The sequence below is a fragment of the Confluentibacter flavum genome (assembly GCF_002843175.1).
GTDB classification, from domain to species: domain Bacteria; phylum Bacteroidota; class Bacteroidia; order Flavobacteriales; family Flavobacteriaceae; genus Confluentibacter; species Confluentibacter flavum.
Genome location: NZ_PJEO01000014.1, coordinates 272,333 through 293,235 on the forward strand (window position 1 = coordinate 272,333; position 20,903 = coordinate 293,235).

The following is a 20,903-nucleotide window of genomic DNA, read 5'->3' on the forward strand; positions in this document are numbered from 1 at the left end:
TATTGTTTTAAAAAAAACCCAGTTAATTTTTAAATTATCTGGGCTTTTTAATTATGAAAAAAATATTAATACTACCTAGCTTCTTTAATTACAGCTTGTGCAGAAACCAATCTGGCTATTGGCACTCTAAAAGGAGAACAACTAACATAGTTCATACCTGTTTTATAGCAAAATTCAATGGAGCTTGGTTCCCCGCCATGTTCGCCACAAATACCAACTTTTAAATTAGGCTTAACACGTCTTCCTCTTTCGGTTGCCATTTTAATCAATTCACCAACACCTTCTTGATCCAAAACTTCAAAAGGATCTACTTTCAAAATGCCTTTTTCAATATAAATTGGCAAGAATTTACCAGCATCATCACGGGAATAACCAAAGGTCATCTGAGTTAGATCATTGGTACCAAAAGAAAAGAAATCAGCTTTTTGGGCAATTTTATCCGCCACTAATGCGGCTCTCGGAATTTCAATCATAGTGCCAACTAAATAATCTATGGTGTCATGTCTTTCTTCAAAAACAGTTTTTGCAGTGTTCCTGATTATTTGTTCTTGCATTTCAAATTCTTTAAGCGTTCCTACTAATGGCACCATAATTTCTGGTTTACTAATAATCCCCTTAGCTTTTAGGTTTAACGTTGCTTCAATGATGGCACGTGTTTGCATTTCAGTAATCTCTGGGTAGGTATTTCCTAACCTACAACCTCGATGTCCTAGCATGGGGTTAAACTCTTCCAGTTCGGCGACTTTATTTTTCACTGCCATTAATGAAATATGCATCTCATCCGCCAGTTCTTTTTGGGTTGCCAATTGATGAGGAACAAACTCATGTAAAGGTGGATCTAACAGACGAATAGTCACAGGAAAACCTTCCATGGCTTCAAAAATGCCTTCAAAGTCTGAACGTTGCATAGGCAGCAATCCATTCAATGCTTGTTTTCTACCTTTTACAGTATCTGCTAAAATCATCTCGCGCATGGCTTTGATTCTATCAACTTCAAAAAACATATGCTCCGTTCTAGTTAAACCAATACCTTGAGCACCAAAACCTCTGGCTATTCTAGCGTCATTTGGTGTATCTGCATTGGTTCTTACTTGCATTATGGCATATTTATCTGCCAACTTCATTATTTCAGCAAACTCACCTGTTAATTCTGGCTCTACCGTAGCTACTTTACCTTCGATAATGTTGCCTGTAGAACCATTCAAGGAAATCCAGTCACCTTCATGATATTCATGTTCACCTACAGTAAGTGTTCTGTCTTTATAGTTTATTTTTAAAGCACCTGCACCAGAGATACAACATTTGCCCATACCCCTAGCTACAACAGCAGCATGCGATGTCATACCACCCCGAGCAGTTAAAATTCCTTTGGCTAAATTCATTCCCTCAAGATCTTCAGGTGATGTTTCAATACGCACTAGAATACTATTTTTGAATTTGTTGGCTTCATCAGCGAAAAACACAATTTTACCGGTTGCTGCACCAGGAGATGCTGGCAAACCTTGCGCTATTATATTAGCTGTCTTTAGTGCTTCAGGATCAAAAATAGGATGCAATAACTCATCTAATTTGTTGGGTTCAATTCTCAACAAAGCTTCTTCCTCACTTATCAACCCTTCATTTAGTAAATCCACTACAATTTTAACCATCGCAGCCCCAGTACGCTTACCATTTCTTGTTTGAAGAATCCAAAGTTTTCCATCTTGGATGGTAAACTCCATATCTTGCATATCTCTGTAATGTTTTTCCAAAATTTGTTGATAACCAACTAATTCATTATAACTCCCTGGCATCAATTCTTCAAGTGATGGATAGTCCTTGACTCTCACATCTTCATCAATTCTAGCCAATTCTGCCCAACGTAATGACCCTAATTTTGTAATTTGTTGCGGTGTTCTAATACCAGCTACGACATCTTCTCCCTGAGCATTTACCAAATATTCACCATTAAAAGCATTTTCACCTGTACCGGCATCTCGCGTAAAACAAACGCCTGTGGCGGAATTGTCGCCCATATTACCATATACCATAGCCTGAACATTGACTGCTGTTCCCCAATCTTCTGGGTAGCCATGCATTTTTCTATAGTAAATAGCACGCTCTCCATTCCAACTATTAAAAACAGCTATAATGGCACCCCATAATTGTTCCCATGGGTCGGCTGGAAAATTATGGCCTGTTTGCTTTTTAACGGCATCTTTAAAATCATAAACTAAATCTTTTAAATCTTGTACAGAAAATTCGGTATCCGAACGGATGCCTCTTTTTTCTTTTAGGTGATCCATTATCTCTTCGAATGGGTCCATGTGTTCTTTAGATTCTGGTTTCATTCCTAAAACTACGCCCCCATACATTTGGATAAAACGGCGATAGGAGTCCCAAGCAAAGTGTTCATTGTCAGTTTTTTTGGCTAAACCAACAACAACCTCATCGTTTATTCCAAGATTTAAAACGGTATCCATCATTCCCGGCATGGACACCCGGGCTCCCGAACGTACTGATACCAGCAACGGATTGTTCATATCCCCAAACCTTGCTCCCATTAATGATTCGATATTTGTTATAGATTCTTCAACTTCCAGTTTTAAATTATCAATAGCAACTTCTTGTCCCAATAAATTATATTCGGTACAAACATCAGTTGTAATTGTAAAACCTGGAGGTACAGGAATTCCAATAGAACTCATTTCTGCTAAATTGGCACCTTTACCTCCTAGCAGATTTTTCATTTTACTATTACCATCGGCCGATTTGTTTCCAAATCTAAAAACTCTGGTTTTTGCTTTTTCCAATAGTTCCATAATTTATATTTTTTATTAATTCATAATTCAAATTACACCTCTAAAGTTACACCTCTGAAAATTGAAATTCAATGACTTAAGTCATGTTGTTGGCAATATTTACTTTAGATTTAAATAAAAAACAACCTTTGAAATTTATAAGCATGCAAGAAAATCACTTTTAATTTGGTAATTTGAAAATCGTTTTTAATTTCATACTTTGCATTACAAGAACTTATATATAAAACTAAATGGCAGAAATTAATAGAATTTTTGATTTCCCATATTATCAGTTAAAAACTTATAATTTGGAAAGAGCATTCAGCACAAAATACAATGGTGAGTGGCAATCTGTGTCCACACAAGAGTTTATAAATCAGGCCAATGCCATTAGCCGAGGGTTATTACGTTTAGGTGTCAAACCAAATGATAAAATTGCTGTAATTTCTTCTTCAAATAGAACTGAATGGAATATTTTAGATATTGGTGTACTTCAATTAGGTGCTCAAAATGCACCCATATATCCTACGATTTCTTCTGAAGATTATGAATATATTTTAAATCATTCTGAATCTATCTATTGTTTTGTTTCCGATAATGAGGTTTTACAAAAGTTAAATGCCATAAAAAAAAATACAAAACTTAAAAATGTTTACACTTTTGATCGTATTGAAAATGAAAACCATTGGACAGATATTTTAAAATTAGGGGAAGATACCAGCAACCAAAATGAAGTAGAATTAAGAAAAAATAGTGTATCGCCTTATGATTTGGCGACCTTAATCTATACTTCGGGAACTACCGGAAAACCAAAAGGCGTTATGCTATCCCATAACAACTTAGTTTCAAATGTATTGGACAGCGAAAAACGCGTACCGTTTGATCATGGAAAATCTAAGGCCTTAAGTTTTCTTCCCGTTTGTCATGTTTTTGAACGCATGATTCTTTATTTATATCTATACTGTGGCGTTGAGATTTATTTTGCAGAATCCATTGATAAAATGGGTGACAATGTAAAAGAAGTGAAACCAAATGTAATGACAGGTGTTCCCAGGCTATATGAAAAAGTGTATGATAAAATTGTATCTAAAGGAAACGACCAAAAAGGAATAAAAAAGATGCTTTTCTTTTGGGCACTTAACTTAGGTTTAAAATATGAACCTTATGGGAAAAATGGCTTTTGGTACGAACTACAATTAAAAATAGCTCGAGCACTAATATTTAAAAAATGGCAAGAAGCACTTGGTGGTAAACTCGACATCATGGTTTCAGGAAGTGCCGCATTACAACCAAGACTTACCAGAGTTTTTGCTGCCGCCCGATTACCCATTATGGAAGGTTATGGCTTAACCGAAACCTCTCCCGTTATAGCTGTTAATGATGTTAGACAGGGTGGTTTTAGAATTGGCACTGTCGGCAAAATTATTGATAATGTGGATGTTAAAATTGCAGAAGATGGTGAAATTTTGGTTAAAGGCCCCAATGTGATGCTTGGGTACTTTAAAGACCCTGAAAAAACTGCTGAAGTCTTAATTGATGGTTATTTTCATACTGGGGATATTGGAGAAATAGACCCTGATGGTTTCTTAAAAATTACCGACAGAAAAAAAGAAATGTTCAAAACTTCTGGCGGCAAATATATAGCACCATCTATCATTGAAAATCAACTAAAACAATCTCGATTTATAGAGCAAGTTATGGTTATAGGTGATGGCGAAAAAATGCCGGCAGCTTTAATTCAAATCAATTTTGAATTTGTTGAAAAATGGGGTAAAATACATGGTATTGTATTTAATTCTAAAAATGATATTATTTCTAATCCGCAAGTTATTGAAAGAATTCAAAGAGAGATAGATGAAGCCAACAAAAAATTTGGTAACTGGGAACAAATCAAAAAATTTGAATTGACCCCAGATGTTTGGTCTATTGATGCCGGGCACTTAACCCCTACCATGAAAATGAAACGAAAGGATATTAAGGCAAAATACATACAACTTTATAATAAGATTTATCAAAACCTATAGATTATAAATTACACACTAAAATAGCAAAATAATAATTATATACTCATTTTTTTAATATTAAAATTAAATATATAGCAATTTTTTAATACTTTTATTAAACTAACTAATAAAACTTATTGAAAATGAAAACAAAAAATTTTTTAGTTTCAGGAATTGCTGGAGGATTCACTGCATTTATTGTAGGCTGGTTATTATACGGCATACTATTTAAGGATTCTTTCCCTCAACCAGCCGAAGACTCAAATTCTATGATTTTAATAGCTTTGGGATCACTTACATTTGGTTTGCTTATTGCCTATATTTTTGTGAAATGGGCCCAAATTTCTTCAGTTGCCACAGGATCAAAAGCTGGTGCCATTATTGCTCTCTTTTTGTCTTTGTACTATAATTTTTTTAATATGGCTATGTCTGAAGAAGTAACTTATCAAATGTTTGCATTAGATCTTGCTTTAAGCATTGTTATGGGAGCTATTGTTGGTGCTATTATTGCCATGGTAAACGGAAAATTAGGATAGTTCCTTATTTATAATGTATGGATTCAAACCACCCATACTGGGTGGTTTTTTTATTTTGTATTATTTAGCTTTAATTTTACAATTTTTATACTATGCGTGCATAATATATTTTTGTATATTTGGAATAACGAACCAGATACTAAATGAATGGTGGTATGGGAAAAAACCTAATACACACCATTAAAGATATTACATCTGATTTATAAAAACTAACCATTATAGCAGATGAAAGACAAAACAATCGATTATGTATTAAGAACCACTTGGTTAACAGTTCAAAAAATGTATAATGAAGAAGCTTCAAAAATTGGGAGCACAATGGCGACCGGCTTTACGTTGTTAAGCATCGACCCAGAAAAAGGAACGCCTTCAACAGCATTAGGTCCCAAAATGGGTATGGAAGCCACCAGTTTGTCCAGAATTTTAAAAACCATGGAACAAAATGGTTTGATAGAGCGCCAACCAAATCCTGAAGATGGAAGAGGTGTCATCATTACATTAACAGATTTTGGAAGAGAAAAAAGAGCTTTTTCAAGAGAAAAGGTACTTGCCTTTAATGAAGCTATTAAAAATAATGCTTCCGAAGAAAAATTAAAACATTTTTATGAAGTATCGGAACTGATAAACCATCTGGTTTCAAATAAAAAAATATACAATCAATAAAAGATATAAGTCCAACTAAATTATGAGTAAACGTTTAATTAATAAAGTTGCCGTTATAGGCTCTGGTATTATGGGAAGTGGCATAGCGTGCCATTTTGCCAATATTGGAGTGGAGGTGTTACTTTTAGATATTGTTCCCAGAGAACTTAACGATACAGAAAAAGCAAAAGGTTTAACACTTGAAAGCAAAGTTGTTAGAAATCGTTTGGTTAATGATTCCCTTACCAATGCCCTAAAATCGAAGCCCTCTCCTATTTATCACGAAAAATTTGCAAGTAGAATTACAACAGGAAATTTAGAAGATGATATTTCAAAAGTGTCTGTAGCCGATTGGATTATTGAAGTGGTTGTAGAACGATTGGACATTAAAAAGAAAGTATTTGAAACGCTTGATAAGCATCGTAAACCGGAGACTTTAATTACATCCAACACCTCTGGGATACCGATTCATTTTATGAGTGAGGGCAGAAGTGACGATTTTCAAAAGCATTTTTGTGGCACACATTTTTTTAATCCTGCACGTTATTTGAAATTATTTGAAATCATTCCAGGACCAAAAACAACTCCAGAAGTTTTAAGTTTCTTGAACAATTATGGTGAACAATTTCTAGGAAAAACATCGGTCATTGCCAAGGATACGCCTGCATTTATAGGAAACCGTATTGGTGTTTTTAGCATTATGAGTTTATTCCATACTGTAAAAAGCCTCAATTTAACTGTTGAAGACATTGATAAATTAACGGGACCTGTTATTGGCAGACCAAAATCGGCTACGTTTAGAACGGTTGATGTTGTCGGACTAGACACTTTAGTTCATGTGGCTAATGGTATTTTAGAAAACTGTAAAGACGATGAACGTCTAGAACTTTTCAAACTTCCAGATTTCATCAATACCATGATCGAAAATAAATGGTTAGGAAGTAAAACGGGACAAGGGTTTTACAAAAAAGAAGGTTCAGATATTAAAACACTGGATTTAGATACCTTAGAATATCGAGATAAAAAATCTGCAAAATTTGCCACTTTAGAATTAACAAAAACCATTGATAAAGTTGTAGATCGTTTTGAAGTTTTAATTTCAGGAAAAGATAAAGCGGGCGATTTTTATAGAAAAACATTTGCTGCCCTGTTTGCATACGTGTCGAATAGAATCCCCGAAATCACCGACGAATTATATAAGATTGATGATGCCATGAAAGCTGGTTTCGGTTGGGAACATGGGCCTTTCCAAATTTGGGATGCTATAGGTGTTGAAAAAGGCATTGCGATGATGAAAGTCGAAGGCTTAGAACCTGCCGTTTGGGTTAACGATATGCTTGAATCAGGAAATAAATCGTTTTATACTATAAAAAATGGCGCATCATATGCTTACGATATTCCTAAGAAAACTCAAGAAAAAATACCTGGACAAGATGCTTTTATCATTCTGGATAACATTAGAAAATCCAATGAAGTATTTAAAAACGCTGGTGTGGTTGTAGAAGATTTAGGTGATGGGATTTTAAATTGTGAATTCCAATCCAAAATGAACACCATTGGAGGTGATGTACTGGCTGGACTTAATAAAGCGATTGATTTAGCCGAAAAAGATTTTCAAGGTTTGGTTGTTGGCAATCAAGCAGCCAATTTCTCTGTTGGTGCCAATATAGGCATGATTTTTATGATGGCCGTAGAACAAGAATATGACGAACTTAATGGTGCCATTAAATATTTTCAAGATACCATGATGCGTATGCGCTATTCATCTATCCCAACCATATCAGCACCACATGGCATGTGCTTGGGTGGAGGCTGTGAATTGTCCATGCATGCTGACAAAGTAGTGGCTGCAGCGGAAACGTATATTGGTTTGGTAGAATTTGGTGTTGGTGTCATTCCGGGCGGTGGTGGCTCTAAAGAACTGACTTTAAGGGCTCAAGACACCTTTAGAAAAGGTGATGTGGAATTGAATACCTTACAAGACTATTTTCTAACCATAGGTATGGCAAAAGTATCGACTTCTGCCTACGAAGCGTATGATTTAGGAATCCTTCAACATGGAAAAGATATTGTAGTCGTTAATAAAGACAGACAAATAGGAACGGCTAAATCTTATGCAAAATTAATGGCTGAAACAGGCTATACACAACCAATCAAAAGAAAAGATATCAAAGTCTTAGGAAAACAAGCCTTGGGTATGTTTTTAGTCGGAACAGATTCTATGGAAGCCTCCAACTTTATAAGTGAACACGATCATAAAATTGCCAACAAACTTGCTTATGTGATGGCTGGTGGCGATTTATCTGAACCAACATTAGTTAGCGAACAATATTTATTGGATTTAGAACGAGAAGCCTTTTTAAGTCTGTGTACAGAACGTAAAACGCTCGAAAGGATTCAACACATGCTAAAAACTGGAAAACCATTACGTAATTAAAATTACTAAGCTATTTGCCTTTAGCCTTTAGCTATTGGCACATTTTAATAAACAATTTTAGTCGCTAGAAGCCAACGGCTAACAGCAAAAAGCAAAAAGAAATGAAACAAGCATATATAGTAAAAGCATACAGAACGGCCGTTGGCAAAGCGCCAAAGGGTGTTTTTCGGTTTAAAAGAGCAGATGAGTTGGGTGCGGAAACCATTCAATACATGATGAAAGAATTACCAAATTTAGACATTAAACGTATTGATGATGTGATTGTGGGCAATGCCATGCCAGAAGGTGCGCAAGGCTTAAACATGGCGAGGTTTATATCACTGATTGGTTTAAACTCTGTGGATGTCCCTGGGGTTACCGTCAATCGTTTTTGCTCTTCAGGAATCGAAACTATAGCCATTGCAGTTGCAAAAATTCAATCAGGAATTGCAAATTGTATCATTGCCGGAGGCTCGGAAAGTATGAGTTCTGTACCAATGACAGGGTTTAAACCAGAATTAAATTATAATACCGTAAAAGCTGGACACGAAGATTATTATTGGGGTATGGGAAATACGGCCGAAGCTGTTGCCAACCAATTTAACGTATCTCGTGAAGACCAAGATGAATTTGCGTATAATTCACATATGAAAGCCTTAAAAGCACAAGCTGAAAATCGTTTTCAAGATCAGATTGTCCCCATTGAAGTTGAAGAAACGTATTTAGATGAGAACGGTAAAAAAGTAATAAAAAAATATACAGTAACAAAAGATGAAGGTCCAAGGGCAGGTACCAGTATAGAAGCATTAGCAAAACTGCGTCCCGTTTTTGCAGCCAATGGCTCTGTAACCGCTGGAAACTCGTCACAAATGAGTGATGGCGCTGCCTTTGTAATGGTCATGGGTGAAGATATGGTTAAAGAACTAAATCTGGAGCCCATCGCCAGACTGGTTAGTTATGCAGCCGTAGGTGTAGAACCTCGGATTATGGGCATTGGTCCTGTAAAAGCCATTCCTAAAGCATTACAGCAAGCGGGTTTAAAATTAGAAGAATTAGGACTTATAGAATTAAATGAAGCCTTTGCTTCCCAATCTATTGCAGTTATAAGAGAACTACACCTTAATAAAGATATTGTAAACGTTAATGGTGGTGCTATTGCATTAGGACATCCGTTGGGTTGCACAGGAACAAAACTATCGGTGCAATTATTTGATGAAATGCGTAAACGAACTATGGTTGGAAAATATGGAGCCGTAACCATGTGTGTGGGCACGGGACAAGGTGCTTGTGGGATATTTGAATTTCTTGGTTAAGACAAAAGATAATAGAAACTAGACAATAGAAAAGAGAGAATAGAGAATAGAGAATAGAGATTTATCGGTGGGAATGAAAAAACGTCATAATTACAAGAATCTAAAAATTTGGAAATTAGCCCTAGAAATTGCTAATGACATCTCAGATCTTCTAATTAATTTTCCAAAACATGAACGATATGATTTATCGTCTCAAATAAGCAGATGCTCTGTTTCTATTCCCAGCAATATTGCAGAAGGGTCTGCAAAAACTGATAAATCATTTAGTAACTATATAGATATTTCTTTAGGTTCATCTTTTGAACTTGGAACACAATTATTGGTTGCTTATCACAGAAAATATATTAATAATGAAACTTTAAAAAACTAGAAGACAAAATAGAAGAATTTCAAAGAATGACAATGAGTTTTCAAAATGGACTAAATGGTTAACAAGTCTATTTTCTATATTCTATTCTCTATTTTCTAAAAAACAAAAAATATGGAAGCAACAGAAGAAAACATTTTACGTGGTGGTCAATTTTTGGTAAAAGAAACAAACTGTGAAGACATATTCATTCCAGAAGATTTTTCGGAAGAACAAAAGATGATGAAAGACGCTGTTACCGAATTTGTTGACAGAGAAATTTGGCCATATAAACCCCGTTTTGAAGCTAAAGACTATGCCTTTACAGAATCGTGTATGAGAAAAGCTGCCGAAATGGGCTTTTTAGGCGTTTCGGTTCCTGAAGCCTATGGCGGTATGGGTATGGGATTTATTGACACCATGCTAGTTTGTGACTATATTTCGGGTGCTACAGGGTCTTTCAGTACCGCTTTTGGTGCGCATACAGGCATTGGAACCTTACCTATTTTATTATATGGAACGGAAGAACAAAAGCAAAAATATGTACCTAAACTTGCTTCAGGAGAATGGTTTGGTTCGTATTGTTTAACAGAACCAAGTGCCGGTAGTGATGCCAATTCTGGCAAAACAAAAGCGGTGTTATCTGAAGATGGAAAGTCTTACAAAATCACGGGGCAGAAAATGTGGATTTCAAATGCTGGTTTTTGTAGTTTGATGATTGTTTTTGCCCGAATTGAAGACGATAAAAACATCACAGGCTTTATTGTTGAATATGACCCAAGCAATCCTAACGGAATAACCATGGGTGAAGAAGAACACAAACTAGGTATTCGTGCTTCTTCAACCCGGCAAGTGTTTTATAATGAAACCGTTGTCCCAGTTGAAAACATGCTTTCCAACAGAGGCAATGGCTTTAAGATAGCGATGAATGCTTTAAATGTCGGAAGAATAAAACTAGCTGCTGCTTGTTTGGATGCGCAACGCCGTGTGATTACCGAATCTGTAAAATACGCCAACGATCGTGTTCAGTTTAATAAGCCTATCTCCAGTTTTGGTGCCATTCAACAAAAAATTGCTGAAATGGCAACCAATTGTTGGGTTGGTGAAGCAGCGACTTACCGCGCAGCCAAAAATATTGAAGACCGTATAGTACTTCGTAAAAATAATGGAAAAGATACCCATCAAGAAGCTGAATTAAAAGGTGTGGAAGAATATGCTATTGAATGTTCTATTTTAAAAGTAGCTGTATCTGAATTTACCCAAAATTGTACAGATGAAGGCATTCAAATTTTTGGAGGTATGGGATTTTCTGAAGAAACCCCTATAGAATCTGCATGGAGAGATGCTAGAATTGCTAGAATTTATGAGGGTACCAACGAAATAAATAGAATGCTATCCATTGGCATGCTCATTAAAAAAGCCATGAGAGGTCATGTGGATTTACTAACGCCTGCTACTGAAGTGGCCAACGAATTAACCGGCATCCCTTCATTTGAAACACCAGATTTTTCAGAATTATTTTCAGAAGAAAAAAGCATTATCAAAAATCTTAAAAAATTATTTTTGATGGTTGCTGGTGCTGCTTTACAAAAATATGGTGAAGAAATAGAAAAACACCAACAATTAATGCTTGCTGCTTCAGATATATTGATCCAAGTTTATTTAGCTGAATCCGCCATCTTAAGAGCTGAAAAATTAGCAAAAAAAGAAGGTGAAGCACAGGTGAAAGAACAAATTGCCATGGCTAAATTAAACTTATTTCACGCTATAGATGTTATTGAAACCGCTGGTAAACACTCTATTATTTCATTCTCTACTGGAGACGAACAACGCATGATGCTTATGGGCCTAAAACGCTACATGAAATACGTTAACATGCCCAATATTATTGAATTAAGAAACATTATTGCCGATAAGGTAATTAAAGAGAACAAATATTGCTTTTAAGTAAAACCCAATATTTTAGTGACTGACTCAATGATTAAATCGCTTTGAATTAATTTTCAAGGCGATTTAATTTTCATTATTTTTAAAATAAAATTTCCATGAAAATTCCATTCCTAAGCTTTTTTCTTTTAACCGCTACCCTTTCCTTATCTCAAACAAACCAAAAAATATATGATATTATTGATGTCGTTTCTGCTGAAAGAATAGAAAAAGACATTAATACATTAGCGAATTTCGGCACAAGAAACACCTTTAGTGATACCGTATCAAATACACGAGGCATTGGAGCTGCCAGACGTTGGATAAAACAAGAGTTTGAAAACATTTCCGATAATTGCGATAATTGCCTAGACGTTTTTTATCAAAAAGATTTTGTGACGAAAAATGGTAATAACAGAGTGCCTCATAATGCTTGGGTCGTCAATGTGATCGCAATTCAAAAAGGCACAACCTATCCAGACCGTTATATCATCATGAGTGGCGATATAGACTCTCGTGCCAGTGATACCATGGATTTTATCACAGATGCACCTGGGGCTAACGACAATGCTTCGGGTATGGCAGGAACTATGGAAGCCGCTAGGGTATTATCAAAATACAAATTTGAAAACAGTATTGTGTACGTCGGTCTCTCTGGAGAGGAACAAGGATTATTTGGTGGAGCTGGTTTAGCCAACTATGCCAAAGAGAACAATTGGGACATTATTGGAGTTTTGAATAATGATATGATTGGAAACATAAAAGGCTTAGATGGCATAATTGATAATCGGACATTCAGAATTTTTTCGGAGCCTGTACCTTCAACAGAAACAGAACGAGAAAGACAATTAAGACGCTTTTATGGCGGGGAGATTGATGGCATTTCCAGACAATTAGCCAGATATGTTCATAAAACCACAAAAACATATATGCCAGAAATGAACCCTATGATGGTGTATAGATTGGATAGGTTTGGTCGTGGCGGACATCATCGGCCGTTTAATGATTTAGGTTTTGCAGGTATCCGAATTATGGAAGCTCATGAAAATTACAACCAACAACACCAAGATATTAGGGAAGAAAACGGCATTAAATATGGTGATATCATTGAACATGTAAATTTTGATTATGCTAAGAAATTAACCGCCGTAAACGCTATTAACTTAGCAAGTTTAGCATCTGCCCCACCATCACCAAAAAATGTTTCTATTGGTGGGGTCGTAGAACCTTCTGCTAAATTTAAATGGGAAAAAGTAACTGGTGCCATTGGCTATAAAATTTATTGGAGGGATACCACCTCGCCTACTTGGGATTATAGTAGATATGTGGGTGATATTTCAGAATTCACATTAGATGGTATTGTTGTTGATAACTACTTTTTTGGAATAGCATCTGTTGGAGAAAACGGATTTGAAAGCGTGGTAGTTTTCCCAAATGATGTATTTTAGAACCTAAATTTTTTTAAAACATATGACGAATCGTTTATTAGCAATATTAGCTATTGTTTTATTTTCTTCAATAGCAACACTACAAGCTCAAGGTTTGCTTTCAGAAAAAACCAATTTCACAAAACAAGATACTTTAAGAGGTAGCATAACGCCAGAGCGTGCTTGGTGGGATTTAACCTATTATCATTTAGAAGTTAAAGTGGATCCAGATAATAAATTTATTTCTGGTAAAAACACCATTCAATATAAAGTTTTGGAACATAACACGGTCATGCAAATTGATTTGCAACCACCGATGATGATTACCAAAATCACTCAAAATGGCAAAGCATTACAGGTAAAAGATGAAGGAAATGCCCATTTTATCACTTTAATTGATAAACAAAACATTGGAGAGATAAACAGCTTGGAAGTCAGTTTTGAAGGTCATCCCAAAGAAGCTATTAATGCCCCTTGGGATGGTGGTTTTTCTTGGAAAAAAGACCCTAATGGCAACCATTTTATTGCCACGTCCAATCAAGGCTTGGGTGCCAGTGTTTGGTGGCCCTGTAAAGACCATATGTACGATGAAGTTGATAGTATGCTTATAAGCGTAAATGTACCTAAAGATTTGATGGATGTTTCCAATGGTAGACTTAGAAATGTTGAGCAATTTGGTGACACAAAAACCTACCACTGGATTGTAAAAAGTCCAATAAACAACTATGGTGTAAACATTAATATTGGTGATTACGTCAATTTTTCAGAAAAATATGATGGCGAAAACGGAATTTTAGACATGGATTATTATGTGTTGCGTGATAATCTTGAAAAAGCGAAACAACATTTTAAAGATGCTCCAAAAATGATGAAAGCTTTTGAGCATTGGTTCGGACCTTACCCCTTTTATAAAGATAGTTTTAAACTTGTAGAAGTCCCTTATTTAGGTATGGAACATCAAAGTTCAATAACCTATGGTAACAAATATTTAAAAGGGTATTTGGGTCAGGATAGATCGAATACCGGTTGGGGACTCATGTTTGATTACATCATAATCCATGAAGCTGGACACGAATGGTTTGCCAATAATATTACGGTTAAAGATGTTGCCGATTTGTGGATTCATGAAGGATTTACATGCTACTCCGAAAGTTTGTTTTTAGATTATCATTATGGTAAAAAAGCGGCTTCAGAATATGTTATTGGTTTACGAAGAGGTATTAGTAATGACAAACCTTTAATTGGCCCGTATCATGTTAATAAGGAAGGCTCTAGTGATATGTATGACAAAGGTGCTAATTTATTGCATACCTTAAGACAGCTGATTGAAGATGATGAAAAATGGCGGCAAATTTTGCGTGGTTTGAACAGAACATTTTATCATCAAACGGTAACTACCCAAGAAATTGAAAATTATATTAGTGAACAATCGGGTATTGATTTAACCGAATTTTTCAATCAGTATTTAAGAACTACCAAAGTGCCCACTCTTGAATATAAATTTGAAAATAAAGCGCTTAAATACAGATGGTCTAACATCGTGGATAAATTTGATATGCCCGTTGTGGTTAAGCTTGGAGAAAAAACCCAATGGTTATTTCCTAAAGCTGAATGGAAAACCATGCTTTTAGAAACAGAAAACGCTTCTTTTGAAGTCGACCCCAATTTTTATGTAGAAAGCAAAAAGCTATAAACCTTTGGAATTATCTGAACATTATTTTAAAACGGATATCGAATGGCGAGCGTGGTTACATGAAAATCATGCAACATGCAAAGGCGTTTATCTCATTTTTTATAAAGTAGAACACGAATATGATAGTATGCGCTGGGAAGAGGCCGTTAAAATTGCCTTATGTTATGGATGGATTGATTCTACAGTAAAAAGTTTGGGTAACGGAAAACGCAAACAATATTTTACCCCTAGAAACAATAAAAGTGTTTGGAGTGCCTTAAACAAAAAATATATCGAAGAATTAATTTCAAATAATTTGATGCATGAAAGTGGTCTAGCCAAAATTGAAATCGCCAAGCAAAATGGTTGCTGGACCACTTTAGATGCTGTTGAAAATGGCATTATTCCAAACGATCTGCAATTAGAATTTGACAAAAATCCTCTCGCTTATTCCAATTACCAAAACTTTGCCCCTTCTTACAGAAAAAGCTATTTGTATTGGCTAAATCAAGCAAAAAGGGAAGAAACGAGAAATAAGCGCATCACCGAAATCATTCAGTTATGCGCTAATAATATTAAAAGCAGAGGCGATTGGTAATCTCTAATTTGTATATATATTTGATTCCGTAGAACGTAAATTGATGGAATTATTAAATATCTCAATAATTCGTTTCGCAATACCTGTCCATCCAAAATTACGACGTGCAAACCTAGCACCTTCTACAGACAATTCATTTCGCAATTTAGGGTATAAAAGAGGCATCGACATCATGGCTCCAAATTCTACGGGTCTGTGAGGATCTGCAAATAAAGCTTGATGCCCAAAATCAATTAAATCATATAAGCCTCCATGTACGGTTACAACACTAGGTGTTCCACAAGCCATAGCCTCAATAGCTACCATTCCAAAGGGTTCGTACCTAGAGGGCATGGCGAAAATATTTGCGGATCTATAAACATTGGCTAAATCTTCATCTGCTATATAATTTTTCCATTTTATTTTATCCAACACACCTAACTCACCTGCCAATGTTTTAAGCTTTTCTATACCTTCGTTATCTCGGTCAGATTGATCGCCGCCAATCGCAGCAACCAAACGTGCTTCAGGACAAAGTTGAATCACCGTAGGTAAGGCCTGTAAAAGAAGATCGTATCCTTTATTATGTGCCATTCGGCCTAGAGCAAGAATATCATTAGGATGGATATCATATTTAGAGCGAACCTTATCATTTTCTTTAGAAGGTACTGGATAAAAACGATTTTCGTCAATGCCTGGTGGAATCATGCCACAATTTCTAGGCAACATGTCATATTGTTTCGTAAGTAGGTCTACCTGTGGAAGCGTTGTCGCAATAACATAATTACACATTTGATACACAAAATATTCTTTTCTTATACGCTCTTTAAAACGGTAGGTTTTCTCCATTTCTATTTCATCCATATCGCTTCCCATGGAATGCCGTTTCCACCAACCAAGGGAATGCGGTGTATGTACATGCGAGATACCTAACTCTTCAGCTATTTTCTGGCCCGCCCAACCGGCATCCCAATAATGCGTGTAAACAATATCATATTTTTTTTGCTCCTTTTTAATTGCGGCTAGACAATTGGTCACAAACTTTTTTAAATGGTCGTGCATATCTTCTTTACGGATAAACTTTTTTCCGCCAAAAGGAATGCGCCACACCCTAAAATTATCATCTACTATGTCATGTTCTGGTTGATCTTCAAATTGACGAGTCACTAAATCTACTTGTTTCCCTAATCTACTAAAACGTTCCGCCAGTTCTAAAACATATACCACTTGGCCACCTGTATCTGGTTTTCCTAATTCGGCATGGGCACCAACATAACCATGTAACGAGATCATTAATATTGATTTCATAATTTTAATTTATTTATTAATTATTTTTAAATCATGACATGCAGAAATGTATTGTGCTGCAGACCAGGCTTGATAAGATTTACCCATAGGCTTTCCGGTAATTCCGTGAGCCCATTCCGTAAATTCCCATGCTTCATTAACGCCTTCTTTATTGATTAAAGCGAGTTTATGCAATTCGGCAACGGCCATGTCTTTTAGACCTAGTTTATTTATAAACTTAACCCAATAACCGCCCACAAAGGGCCATATACCACCATTGTGGTAATGATTTGGTAAGTTTAAAAGATTTACCGTATAATAAGGACGCCAGTCTGGATCTCCCGGGCTTACAACTGGATACACATTAGCTACAGGAAAAGGCTCATTTACGCCTACTCCTAACATAAAACGCAAACTTTGGTGCGCTTTATCTGCATCAATAGTACCGTGCAGAAAAGCGAGTACATTCCCTAAAATATCACAACGCCAACTAAAATCAAACGGTGTTACTTGAGCTATTAAATACGTCGTATCACCCAAACTAAATTGTCTTTCAGCAAAAGATACCGATTGAAATAATTTCTGTTGGGTTGAAGGCCAAAAATTCTGTAATATTTCCTTTTTAATAACTTGAGACCAACGAATAAACTCTCCTGCTTGCTCATAATCGCCTAACATTTCCAACATACGACCAAAACAGACATTGGCCCTGTACCATAATATTTCATCATATAGAATGTTATAACTTCTTCCAAACAAATCGGTCCAATCACCAGCTTCTGGAATTTCAAGTAAAGCATCATTATTGCCGTCATGGGCACCAAGCCATCTCATGGTTTCCTTTACATCTAAAATATGGTCCCTTAAAAAAGCAATATCCTTTGTAACATTCACATATTCGAAAAAGGCAATAACAACCCAAAGTCCGCTATCAATAGAACAGATACCTCCTACTCCAGAATAATCTGGAACGTTATCCTTAATCCTTACATTTGACGGAATTTGTCCATTACGCGATATATGTTCCATTAGCGTTAATAGTGTTTGTCGTTGGCATTGGTGAATGTCTTTATCATGGATAAGTGACAAAGATCCGATAACGGTTATAGCTCCATCCCTAGCCCAAACGCTATGATAATTTTCATCAGTTCCATTAGGCACATTATCTTTTATGGAACATGCGGAAAAACCCAGTGGTGTTATATTTTTTCGTAATGCTTCAACGGCTTTATCATAGCCTTCACGTATCAAACCTATTTTTTCATTTTCATCTTCATTTGCAGCCGCATTGTTTAGTTCCTGTTTTATAAAAAAGTCTTCTGAATGGTCTTCATTATTAGTATTTGTAGCATCTTCTGGAAATATACCATAATAAACAAGGCCTTCAATAACACCTTGGGAATAGTTATTTTCAGAGTGATACACTTGTCTATGCTTTGTATATTTATAGAGTTCTTCATGGGCGTTGGCGACTACAATACCTTTTACATCTGCCATATCGAACATGGCACAATCATTTCCACTATCGCCAGCCACTAACGCATTATTTGGCTTTAAATCTAATTTATTTAATAACCACTGCAATGCATTGCCTTTGTTGGCCCATTTAGGTAAAATATCTAAAAACTTTTCACCCGAATAAACAACATTGACATGCATTTTTGCACTTGCAAAATTTTGCGTGATACTTTCAATAAGCTCTGGACTAGCATCATAGAAGTAATAACTTCGTTTATATGAATGTTGAAACTTAGTAGGTTGTTCACTTATGGGATGGTTAATATTACTAATAAGCTCTTCGACAGCTTCCAAATTCCAACCATCATCTAAAACATCATTAAACTCTTTAACAATACACTTGTTTTTATAGTCGTAAATAAGCGTTCCCACACCAGCTATTATATAATCTGGCTCAGGCAAAACACCCTTTTTTATTAGGCTTAGAATATCGTCGATTAGCCGCCCGGTATTGTAAGTAAGTAAAACTTCAGCATTTGGTTTATATGTGTTCCATACAGCAGTAAAATTACTTTTTAGTGTATGAAATTCTATTAATGTATTATCAACATCAAAAGATAATAATTTTAAATCATGCTGTTGGGAAGTGTTTTTTATATCCATATTTTTATAGAATGTGATAATAATTTATTCAACAATTTGTGTCGATGCAGGTCTGCAACTGTCTTAGACTTATATCCCAAGATACAAAAAATTAAGCATTTCAGCGAAAGGTTCCTCTTGATTAGAAAGAAAAAACATATAAATATAAAACAATGTTGACGTTTATATTATCAAAAATGAAAATAAGATTGGCGCAAATAAGAATAATACTATTTAAATTTTAATAATTAAGGAAAGTCATAAAAAAGGCTTAAAACCAAATTATTTTAGTTTAAGCCTATTTAAAAAAAAAGCAAGTATAGTAGAAGCATTAACGTTCCCTAAATACCGCTTATAAAACTGCCATAAGGGTCTTTAAAATGAGTACCTTCTGCGAACCTAAATTTACTAAGCAACTTAAATTCAACCAACGCCCAAAGCACAAACTCTTTTTCAAAATACACATCGTCTTTTTCAATATCGGGCTGGTACTCACGTAATAAATCATCTAAAGGGGAGATGGCATCCAACATCATTTTGTATTCCTTATCATTAATATCATCCAATAATTCAAAACCATCTTTTTGATTGAAAAACCATGACACAATATCATCATACGGACCTTCCTCAGTTTGTTTTTTAAGTTTACCAATTTTAGGAAAAAATTCTTCGAACAACCTTTTAACAGCTTCACCTATTAAATTATACGCCACTACAGCCGCGCCTTCTTGCTCACCTTCATAAACCAGTTCCACTTTCCCAGTAATGGATGGAATGATACCAACAAAGTCACTTAAACGTACCGTGGTTGTTTCATCCCCAGATTTTAAAGCACGAAGCTCTGCCGTACTTAATAAATTTTCGAATGCGGTAATACTTAATCTGGCACTGACACCACTTTTGGAATCTATAAAGTCACTTTCCCTGGCTTCAAACACAATTTGTTCCAATAAATCTTTTGCTAAATCTGGCACTGAAATGGACTGTGATTGACTTTCTAAAACCTTAGCCTCTTGTTCGGTAATCAATCTTGCCGTTTCAATATCTGCTGGATAATGGGTTAAAATTTGAGACCCAATTCTATCCTTTAATGGCGTTACAATGCTTCCTCTATTGGTATAATCTTCAGGATTTGCTGTAAATAGAAACTGAATATCCAAAGGCAACCTCAACTTAAACCCCCTAATTTGCACATCGCCTTCTTGTAAAATATTAAATAAAGCGACCTGAATTCTAGCCTGTAAATCCGGTAATTCATTGATGACAAAAATACAACGATTAGCTCTAGGTATCATACCATAATGAATCACTCTATCGTCTGCATAACTTAATTTTAAATTGGCTGCTTTAATGGGATCTACATCGCCAATAATATCGGCTACCGTAACATCTGGAGTAGCTAATTTTTCGGCAAAGCGTTCACTTCTATGCAACCAAGAAATGGGCGTATCGTCACCCTTTTCTTTTAGTAATTCTTTGGCATATCTAGAAATGGGCTGAAATGGATCATCATTAATTTCTGAACCCTCTACAAAAGGAATATATTCATCCAATATATTAATCATCAACCGAGCTAAACGTGTTTTTGCTTGTCCGCGCAACCCCAATAAATTAATGTTATGGCGAGATAAAATGGCCCGTTCCAACTCAGGAATCACCGTATTTTCATAGCCATGGACACCTTCAAAGGTGGTTTCTTTATTCTTTATTTTCTGAATGAGGTTATCTCTCAATTCATCTTTAATCGATTTGCTTTTGTATCCTGAAGCCTTTAAGTCTCCAAATGTTTTTATATTTCTCATTTTTTCCTCTCCCTAGCCCTCTCCAAAGGAGAGGGAATTATTGTGGGTATATTAATTCGTTATTTTTTCCGTTTTG

At 35.6% G+C, this 20,903-nt stretch carries 13 protein-coding genes and 1 pseudogene; 10 read left to right on the forward strand and 4 right to left on the reverse strand.

All coding sequences use genetic code 11. The annotated features are described in order from the left end of the window. Positions 1-71: 71 nt before the first annotated feature. Entirely contained in the window at positions 72-2,801 is a 2,730-nt protein-coding gene (gene ppdK / locus CSW08_RS04220) for a pyruvate, phosphate dikinase (protein ID WP_106658649.1), read from the reverse strand. 230 nt (positions 2,802-3,031) lie between these two features. Here ppdK and CSW08_RS04225 point away from each other — a divergent pair, with 230 nt between their 5' ends. The 10 genes and pseudogenes from CSW08_RS04225 to CSW08_RS04270 all read left to right on the forward strand — a co-directional run bounded on the left by CSW08_RS04225 (position 3,032) and on the right by CSW08_RS04270 (position 15,659). Next, positions 3,032-4,804, forward strand: coding sequence for an AMP-dependent synthetase/ligase (locus CSW08_RS04225; protein WP_106658650.1), 1,773 nt, complete (start codon positions 3,032-3,034; stop codon positions 4,802-4,804). 122 nt (positions 4,805-4,926) lie between these two features. Continuing rightward, entirely contained in the window at positions 4,927-5,319 is a 393-nt protein-coding gene (locus CSW08_RS04230) for a hypothetical protein (RefSeq protein WP_106658651.1), read from the forward strand. 225 nt (positions 5,320-5,544) lie between these two features. Continuing rightward, a complete protein-coding gene (locus tag CSW08_RS04235; RefSeq protein ID WP_106658652.1) occupies positions 5,545-5,982 on the forward strand; it encodes a MarR family winged helix-turn-helix transcriptional regulator in 438 nt (145 codons plus the stop codon). Positions 5,983-6,004: 22 nt separating this feature from the next. After that, entirely contained in the window at positions 6,005-8,398 is a 2,394-nt protein-coding gene (locus CSW08_RS04240; RefSeq protein ID WP_106658653.1) for a 3-hydroxyacyl-CoA dehydrogenase/enoyl-CoA hydratase family protein, read from the forward strand. Between the two features lie 101 nt (positions 8,399-8,499). After that, positions 8,500-9,690, forward strand: coding sequence for an acetyl-CoA C-acyltransferase (locus CSW08_RS04245; RefSeq protein ID WP_106658654.1), 1,191 nt, complete (start codon positions 8,500-8,502; stop codon positions 9,688-9,690). Between the two features lie 73 nt (positions 9,691-9,763). Further along, positions 9,764-10,122 (forward strand): annotated as a pseudogene (locus CSW08_RS04250) (four helix bundle protein). Positions 10,123-10,171: 49 nt separating this feature from the next. Further along, a complete protein-coding gene (locus tag CSW08_RS04255; RefSeq protein WP_106658655.1) occupies positions 10,172-11,983 on the forward strand; it encodes an acyl-CoA dehydrogenase family protein in 1,812 nt (603 codons plus the stop codon). Between the two features lie 98 nt (positions 11,984-12,081). Next, on the forward strand, positions 12,082-13,410 hold the full coding sequence (locus tag CSW08_RS04260; RefSeq protein WP_106658656.1) for a M28 family peptidase: 1,329 nt from the start codon (positions 12,082-12,084) through the stop codon (positions 13,408-13,410). A 22-nt stretch (positions 13,411-13,432) separates the two neighbouring features. Beyond that, entirely contained in the window at positions 13,433-15,082 is a 1,650-nt protein-coding gene (locus tag CSW08_RS04265; RefSeq protein ID WP_106658657.1) for a M1 family metallopeptidase, read from the forward strand. 4 nt (positions 15,083-15,086) lie between these two features. Further along, positions 15,087-15,659 carry a YdeI/OmpD-associated family protein gene (locus tag CSW08_RS04270; RefSeq protein WP_106658658.1) on the forward strand — a complete coding sequence of 191 codons (573 nt, stop codon included), beginning with the start codon at positions 15,087-15,089 and terminating at the stop codon, positions 15,657-15,659. Positions 15,660-15,662: 3 nt separating this feature from the next. On the opposite strand, the gene CSW08_RS04275 is transcribed toward CSW08_RS04270, so the two are convergent. From CSW08_RS04275 to CSW08_RS04285, 3 genes are all read right to left on the reverse strand, one after another. Further along, the gene (locus CSW08_RS04275; RefSeq protein WP_106658659.1) at positions 15,663-16,946 is read right to left on the reverse strand and encodes a glycosyltransferase; all 1,284 of its coding nucleotides are present in this window, start codon (positions 16,944-16,946) and stop codon (positions 15,663-15,665) included. A 9-nt stretch (positions 16,947-16,955) separates the two neighbouring features. After that, positions 16,956-19,046, reverse strand: coding sequence for an HAD-IIB family hydrolase (locus tag CSW08_RS04280; RefSeq protein ID WP_106658660.1), 2,091 nt, complete (start codon positions 19,044-19,046; stop codon positions 16,956-16,958). 320 nt (positions 19,047-19,366) lie between these two features. Then, positions 19,367-20,827: a magnesium chelatase gene (locus CSW08_RS04285; protein WP_106658661.1), complete on the reverse strand. Its 1,461-nt coding sequence runs from the start codon at positions 20,825-20,827 to the stop codon at positions 19,367-19,369. Positions 20,828-20,903 lie beyond the last annotated feature (76 nt).